The sequence below is a fragment of the Micromonospora sp. S4605 genome (genome assembly GCF_003176715.1).
Taxonomy (GTDB): Bacteria; Actinomycetota; Actinomycetes; order Mycobacteriales; family Micromonosporaceae; genus Micromonospora; species Micromonospora echinaurantiaca.
In genome coordinates this window covers 40,876-48,627 of sequence record NZ_QGSW01000242.1, presented here as the reverse complement: position 1 = coordinate 48,627, position 7,752 = coordinate 40,876, and the positions used below count along the sequence as shown (strand labels likewise).

At 73.1% G+C, this 7,752-nt stretch carries 6 protein-coding genes; 4 read left to right on the top strand and 2 right to left on the bottom strand.

Features of this window, described 5'->3' with window-relative positions:
- Window positions 1-192 precede the first annotated feature (192 nt).
- Window positions 193-603: an SSI family serine proteinase inhibitor gene (locus tag DLJ47_RS21275; protein ID WP_109902021.1), complete on the bottom strand. Its 411-nt coding sequence runs from the start codon at window positions 601-603 to the stop codon at window positions 193-195.
- A 115-nt stretch (window positions 604-718) separates the two neighbouring features.
- Complete coding sequence (locus DLJ47_RS21270) at window positions 719-1,534, bottom strand: SDR family oxidoreductase (RefSeq protein WP_109902019.1); 816 nt, start codon at window positions 1,532-1,534, stop codon at window positions 719-721.
- A gap of 171 nt (window positions 1,535-1,705) precedes the next feature.
- On the opposite strand from DLJ47_RS21270, the gene DLJ47_RS21265 reads away from it, so the two are divergent.
- Genes DLJ47_RS21265 through DLJ47_RS21250 form a run of 4 tightly spaced genes read left to right on the top strand, consistent with a single transcriptional unit; the run spans window position 1,706 to window position 7,748 of the window.
- The gene (locus DLJ47_RS21265; RefSeq protein ID WP_109902017.1) at window positions 1,706-4,498 is read left to right on the top strand and encodes a hypothetical protein; all 2,793 of its coding nucleotides are present in this window, start codon (window positions 1,706-1,708) and stop codon (window positions 4,496-4,498) included.
- A gap of 21 nt (window positions 4,499-4,519) precedes the next feature.
- Window positions 4,520-5,377, top strand: a complete 858-nt coding sequence (locus DLJ47_RS21260) for a carbohydrate ABC transporter permease (protein ID WP_109902015.1) — start codon at window positions 4,520-4,522, stop codon at window positions 5,375-5,377.
- A complete protein-coding gene (locus DLJ47_RS21255; RefSeq protein WP_109902013.1) occupies window positions 5,374-6,696 on the top strand; it encodes an ABC transporter substrate-binding protein in 1,323 nt (440 codons plus the stop codon). Before DLJ47_RS21260 ends, DLJ47_RS21255 begins: the two co-directional genes overlap by 4 nt.
- Window positions 6,693-7,748 (top strand): ABC transporter ATP-binding protein, encoded by a 1,056-nt coding sequence (locus DLJ47_RS21250; protein ID WP_109902011.1) that lies wholly within the window; start codon window positions 6,693-6,695, stop codon window positions 7,746-7,748. Before DLJ47_RS21255 ends, DLJ47_RS21250 begins: the two co-directional genes overlap by 4 nt.
- Window positions 7,749-7,752 lie beyond the last annotated feature (4 nt).

Genomic DNA, 7,752 nt, shown 5'->3' with positions numbered 1-7,752 from the left:
CCCGCCCCCGCCATCCGGCCCCCTCGGCGTCGCGCCGGTCGTGCCGGCCTGCGTGATCACCCGGAGAGCGGAGGATACGTTGCCGGGAACCGCCCGCGCTGTCCCGTTCACGACCGGTCCGGGCGTCCACCCGCCGGTCGGGTGACGCGGCGCGGCGCCCGCCGCGGGGGCGGACGCCGCGCGACGTACGGGTCAGAAGGCGAACAGCGATCCGGTCTCGCGCAGCAGCGCGCAGCGGTTGCCGAAGGTCTTCACCCAGGACACCGGCTGGTCCTGCCAGAACCCGAGCGCGCGGGCGGTCACCGGCGCGTACTCCAGGGTGCACGGCCCCGGTTCGGGGGTCATCGCGCCGAGGTCGCCGTCCACGGCCGCCACCGCCTGGCAGGCGGTCGTCGCCTCGGGGTGCGTCCCGCCGGCCGGGTCGCAGCGCAGCGCGGCGACCCGCGGTTCGCCGTGCACGTGCGGCAGGACGGTCAGCAGCAGCACGGAGGTGGGCCGGTCGGGAGCGGCGTGCGCGGCGCGGGGGGTGGTCGCGGCGGCGAGCGCGCCGGTGGCCAGGACGGTCACCGCGAACAGGGCGGCGACCCGCTGGACGAAGGGCATGGTGTGTCCTTCCGGTCGAGGCCCCGGGTAGGGGCCGGTGGTCGGCCCGGCCGTCGTGTGACCGGGCCGCCGACCACGCTAAGTGGACACTGTGAACCGGAATCATCACCAACTGTTACGAGGACTCGACCTGCCGCCAGTCGTCCGACCGCAACGCGTTGGCCTGCGGGCCCATCGTCAGCATGCCGCCGTCCACCGGCCAGGAGGCGCCGGTGACGTACGCGGCGGCGGGGGAGGCCAGCAGTGCGACCACCGCCGCCACCTCGCGGGCGTCACCCGGCCGCCCCACCGGTACGCCCGGGCGTTCCTGGGTGAACGGGTCGACGTCCTCCTGCCCGGTCATCGGGGTGGCGATCTCGCCGGGGGCTACCGCGTTGACGGTGATGCCGTCGGCGGCCAGTTCCTGCGCCATCACCTTGGTGAGCAGACCGAGCCCGCCCTTCGCCGCGCAGTACGCCGCCGAGCCCACCCGCGGCGCGTGTTCGTGCACGCTGGTGATGTTGACGATCCGGCCGCCGGTGCCGTCCGCCCGCATCCGCCGCGCGGCCCGCTGCGAGCAGAGGAACGGCCCGTCCAGGTCGACCGCGAGCACCTCGCGCCACTGCTCCCAACCGGTGTCGACGAACGGCACGGAGGCGCCGGTGCCGGCGTTGTTGACCAGCACCCCGATCCCGCCGAGCCGGTCGGCCAGCTCGTCGATGACGGCGGCGGCGCCGGGCAGTCGGGTCAGGTCCAGCTCGGCGACCTCGCAGCGGCGCCCGGTGGCGCGCACCTCGGTGGCGGTCCGGTCGGCGCCCTCGGCGTCGCCGTACCAGGTGATGCCGATGTCGAAGCCGGCCTCGGCGAGCGCCACCGCGCAGGCCTTGCCAATGCCGGAGTCGGCGCCGGTGACGACGGCGATCCGCGGATAGTTCTCGTAGCGAGCTGGCATGCCCCGCGCAATACCCGTCGGCGGCGAATGCAACCATCCGTCGAGGTCGGTCCATGCAGGGGATTGTCGGCGGCCGATCGCTCTGACATCCTCCAGCGTGGACGCTGCCAGTGACGGTCGCCAATCCGGTGCCGCGCTGCGGCGACGCCTTCTCGTGCCGGAGGGACCCTCGTGAAGCGTAGACGTCGCCATCTCTTCGCAGGACTAGCGGTCGCCGCCCTGGTGGCGTCGACGGGTGCCGCCGGCATCCACTTCACCGGCGCCGAGGTGCCGGCCGCCGCGGCGGTGGGCGACGGCGAGATGCCGGGCGCCACCGGAGCCCACCTCGACCGGCTGCGCCAGGCGGTGCCCGGCAGCGACGGGATGTCGCCCGAGGGGCCGGGCAACGCCGCCCAGCAGGAGTTCCTGGAGCGCGCCTACCCGGCCGACTCGATCAGCATCGCCCAGGTCGACCGCTCGAAGGCCGCGTACGCCGCCGCCGAGCGGCGCCTGCGCGGCGGGCAGCGGTGGACCAACGTCGGGCCGAGCGAGGCGCTCTACCCGTTCACCGAGTTCCGCAACGCCTACAACTACGTGCCCAACGACTACGTCGCCGGCGGGCGGGTCACCTCGATCGACATCGCCCCGGACTGCAACGCGCTGCTCTGCCGGGCCTACGTGACCCCGGCCGGCGGCGGCGTCTGGGGCACCCTGAACGTGCTCGCCCCCGAGCCGAAGTGGTTCTACCTCGGCGGGCCGCTGGGCATCAACGCCGCCGGCTCGGTGAAGATCGACCGTAACGACAAGACGGGCCTGACCATCTACGTCGGCACCGGCGAGGCGAACACCTGCGGCTCCGGCTGCGTCGCCGGCGTCGGCCTGTACAAGTCGACCAACGGCGGCCTGACCTGGCAGGGCCCGCTCGGCAAGGACGTGCTCGCCGGCAAGGGCCTCGCCGAGATCACCATCGTCCCGGGTCAACCGAAGACGCTCTACGTCGCCACCACCATCGCGTTGCGCGGCATGTCCAGCTCCTGCTGCACCGGCGTCACCCGGCCGGTGCCGGACGCCGCCAAGTGGGGCCTGTACAAGTCCACCGATGGCGGCAAGAGCTGGCGGTTCATCCACAACGGCTCGGCCGACGCCACCCAGTGCACCGGCAGCGCCGCGGAATACAACAACACCGCCGCCTGCTCGCCGCGCGGGGTCCGCTACGTCAAACTCGACCCGCGCGACTCGAACATCGTCTACGCCTCCTCGTACGCCCGCGGGGTGTGGCGCTCGCCGGACGGCGGCGCCACCTGGACGCAGATCAAGCCCTCCCTCAACGCCGCGGTCTTCCAGACCCGGGCCGCGATCGACGTGACCGCGCTGCCCGGCGGCAAGACCCGGATGTACGTCTACGAGGGCAACCTCGGCAACCCCTACTCGCGGCTGTTCCGCAGCGACGACGTGGCCACCGGGGCGCCCACCTTCACCGACCTGACCAGCGCCAACCCGGCCGACCCGGGCTTCGCCACCTACAACCAGTGCACCGGCCAGTGCTGGTACGACGTGTTCGTGCACACCCCGGCCGGGCACCCGGACATCGTCTACACCGGCGGCTCCTACGTCTACGGCGAGACGGTGGCGCACAAGCGGGCCGTGGTGCTCTCCACCGACGCCGGGGTCAGCGGCACCGACATGACCTACGACGGCACCGACGAGCTGCACCCCAACGGCCTGCACCCCGACCAGCACGCGCTGGTCACCAACCCGCGCAACCCGTACCAGTTCTTCGAGGCCAACGACGGTGGCGTGATGCGCTCCAGCGGCCAGTTCGTGGACCGCTCGGCCTGGTGCGACAACCCGGACCGCAACCTGACCACGCAGGCGCAGAAGGACCGCTGCCGGCAGATGCTGTCCCGGATCCCGTCGAAGCTGGACGGCATCAACAAGGGCATGAACACCCTGCAGTTCATCAGCCTCTCGGTCAGCCCGCACGACCACCGGATGCTGCAGGGCGGCACCCAGGACAACGGCACCTGGGAGAACAAGGGCCAGCGCACCCGCTGGGTGAACACGATGATCGGTGACGGCGGGGCGTCCGGCTTCGACGTCGGCCGGCCGGAGTTCCGGTTCCACACCTTCTACGACGCCACCCCCGAGGTGAACTTCAACAACGGGGACATCGGCAGCTGGATCTCCATCTACGACGGCGTCTTCGGCCAGGCCGGCACGCTCTTCTACGCACCGGTGATCAGCGACCCCAAGGTCAGCGGGACGATGTTCGCCGGCACCGCCCGCTCGGTGTACCGCACCAAGACCTTCGGCCTGGGTGACCGGACGATGGCGGAGGCCAACCGGATCTGCAACAGCTGGACCGGCACCTTCGAGGCCCGGTGCGGCGACTGGGAGCAGTTGGGCGGCGTCGCGCTGACCGACGCCGCCTGGGGCGACCGGGCCGGCGGCGCCGTCTCGGTGGTCCAGCGGGTCGCCAGCGACTCCTCGACGGCGTACGCGGCCACCAGCACCGGCCGGGTGTTCGTCACCCGCAACGCCGACGCCGAGCCGGCCGCCGCGGTGACCTGGACCCGGATCGACACCCCGACCACGCCGAACCGCTTCGTGACCAGCATCCACGTCGACCCGGCCGACCCGGCCCGGGCGTGGATCTCCTACAGCGGGTTCAACTCGAACACCCCGGCCACCGTCGGGCACGCGTTCGAGGTGCGGCTGGCCGGCGCCGGGGCGACCTGGGCCGACCGCTCGTACGACTTCGGCGACCAGCCGATCACCGACCTGGTCCGCGACGACGTCACCGGCGACCTGTACGCGGCCACCGACTTCGGTGTGCTGCGGCTGGCCAAGGGGACGACGAGCTGGGTCAAGGCGGCCGGCGGGATGCCGAACGTGGAGGTCGCCGGGCTCACCATCGTGCCGGACAAGCGGATCCTCTACGCCGCCTCGCACGGGCTCGGCGCCTGGCAGCTCCCCCTGCGGTAGGCGAACATCGGCACCAACCGGGTGAGGGGCCGCGCGAGCGGCCCCTCACCGCTGCCCGAGCGGGCCGCGCGCATCTGGCGCACCCTCGGCGCGGCCTTCGTGATCCTCGTCTTCGTCCCGCCGCTGCTGCTGCTGGTCTCCGGCTCGCTCACCGAGCCCGGCCTGCCGCCCTCGCCGACGCCGCAGCTGGTGCCGGAGCCGGTTTCCACCACCGGTTACCAGCAGGCGGTGGAGCTCGGCGGGCTGCTGCGCGCGTCGCTGAACTCGGTGCTGGTGGCGGTCGTCGCCGTGCCGCTGAGCGTGCTGGTCGCCGCGCTGGCCGGCTTCGCGTTGGCCCGGGTCGCGCCACGCGTCACCGGCACCGTGGTCGCGGCCTCCCTGGTCGCGCTGATGGTGCCGGCCACCGCGCTGCTGGTGCCCCGGTTCGCGATCTTCCGGACGCTCGGGCTGACCGATACCCTGGTGCCGTTGATCGCGCCGGCGCTGGTGGGCACCTCACCGCTCTACGTCCTGGTCTACTACCTGGCCTTCCGGGCCCTGCCGGCCGACCTCTACGACGCCTGTCTGGTGGAGGATCTCTCCCCGATGCGCATCTGGTGGCGGGTCGCCCTCCCGTTGGTCCGCCCGGTAACCGCCGCGCTCACCGCGCTCACCTTCGTGCTCACCTGGTCGAACTTCCTCGACCCGCTGGTCTACGTCTACGACCGCGACCTGTTCACCCTGCCGCTGGCGCTGCGCTCGCTGTCGGTGCTGGACCCGACGAACTTCCCGGTGTTCCTGGCCGGGGCGGTGCTGGCCACGGCGCCGGCGCTGGCCGTGTTCGTGCTGGCCCAGCGGCGCTTCCTCCACCACGACGACCCGACGGGACGGAACCGATGAGACCGAAGGCCCTGCTGGCACTGCTGCTCTCCGCCGTGCTCCTGACCACCGGTTGCGGGTCCGGGTCGGGTTCGTCCGCCGACGGCCCGGTGCGCCTGCTGGTCTTCGGCGCCCCGGAGGAGCTGGCCGCCTACCGCACCCTGATCGAGGCGTACGAGAAGGCCCGGCCCGGCGGCGACGTGCAGCTCATCGAGGCCAGCGACCGCAAGGACCTGCTGGCCCGGCTGGCCACCTCGGTGGCCGGCGGCGCGCCGCCGGACCTGTTCCTGATGAACTACCGCTTCTACGGCCAGTTCGCGGCCAAGGACGTCGTCGAGCCGCTGGACGACCGGATCGCCGCCTCCGACGCCGTCGACCCGGCCGACTACTACCCGGTGGCGATGGAGGCGTTCACGTGGAACGGCAAGCAGCTCTGCCTGCCGCAGAACGTGTCCAGCCTGGCCGTCTACTACAACCGCACCCTGTTCCAGAGGTACGGCGTGCCGGAGCCGAAGCCCGGCTGGACCTGGAACGACCTGGTGGGCACCGCCACCGCGATGACCCGCGACGCCCGCGGGGTGGTGGTCAAGGCCACCGAGAGCGAGGGCGCCGCGCTGCGCCCGGCCGTGCACGGGCTCGGCGTCGAACCGTCGATCATCCGGCTCGCCCCGTTCGTCTGGTCCAACGGCGGCGAGATCGTCGACGACCCGGCGAAGCCGACCCGGTTGACGCTGGACACCCCCGCCGCCCGGGAGGCGCTGAAGAACCTCGTCGACCTGCGGCTGGCGTACGGGGTGGTGCCCACCGACGAGGAGGTGGAGGCGGAGGACGACGAGTCGCGGTTCGCCAACGGCCGGCTGGCCATGCTGATGAGTTCCCGCCGGTCCACCACCACGTTCCGGTCGATCACCGACTTCGAGTGGGACGTCGCGCCGCTGCCGGTCTACCGCGAACAGGTCGGGGTGCTGCACTCCGACGCGTACTGCATGACCCGGGGAGCCAAGCGCAAGGACGCCGCCTGGCGGTTCCTGGAGTTCGCCATCGCCGAGGAGGGGCAGCGGATCATCGCGGCCACCGGCCGCACCGTTCCGTCGCACGTCGGGGTGTCGCAGTCTCCGGCGTTCCTCGGCCCGGCCCAGCCGCCGCGCAGCGCAAAGGTCTTCCTCGACGCCATCCCCACCGTCCGGGCGTTGCCCACCGTCTCCACCTGGCCGGAGATCGAGGACGTCACGTACGGGATCCTGGAGAACGCCATGCACCGCGGCGACCGGCTCGACGACGTGATCCGCGACCTGGACCAGCAGACCCGGCCGCTGTTCGCCCGTGGAGAGCACGGGTGAGCGAACCGGGGCTCGTCCTCGACGGCGTCAGCGCCGCGTACCGGTCCGCGACCGTGCTGCACGAGGTCGACCTCACGGTGCGCCGCGGTGAACTGCTCGTCGTGCTCGGGCCATCGGGGGCCGGCAAGTCGACGGTGCTGCGGGTGGTGGCCGGGCTGGAGCCGGTCACCGGCGGCCGGATCCGGATCGCCGGGCGGGACGTCACCGGCGACCGCCCCGGCCGGCGCAACGTGTCAATGGTCTTCCAGTCGTACGCGCTCTTCCCGCACCTGAGCGTGGCCGAGAACATCGCGTTCGGGCTGGAGGTGCGGGACACGCCCCGCGCGGTCGCCCGGGAGCGGGCCCGGGTCGCGGCCGAGTCGGTCGGCTGCGCGGCACTGCTCGACCGCCGCCCCGGGCAGCTCTCCGGTGGCGAGCGGCAGCGGGTGGCGCTGGCCCGGGCGCTGGTCCGGGAGCCGGACGTGTTCCTGCTCGACGAGCCGCTGTCCAACCTCGACCTCGCGCTGCGGGTGGAGATGCGCGCCGAACTGCGCGCCCTGCACGACCGGGTGGGCGCCACCATGGTGCACGTCACGCACGACCAGACCGAGGCCCTGGTGCTGGCCGACCGGATCGCCGTGCTGCGCGACGGCCGGATCGAGCAGGTCGGCACGCCCGACGAGATCTGGCGCACCCCGGCGAGCACCTTCGTGGCCCGGTTCGTCGGTTCCCCGGCGATGAACCTGCTGCCCGCCGACGGGCCGGTGCGGCCGGCCGGCAGCCCGCCGCCCGGTGCGCCGGTCACCGAAACCGGCCGGCTCGACCTCGGCTTCCGGCCCGAGGCGGTCACCCTGGCCGGCGCCGACGCCGAGGGCACGCCGGCCACCGTGGAGCGGGTGGACGTGGTCGGCGAGGACGCCTACGCGTACCTGCGGCTGGCCGGCGGGGAGCCGGTGGTCGCCCGGGTGCCGGCCGCCCGCCGCCCCGACCGGGGAGCGGCGGTACGGCTCACCGTCCGCTGGGCCGACGTGCACGTCTTCCACGCCGGCTCCGGGCGACGGTACGCCCCGTGACCCG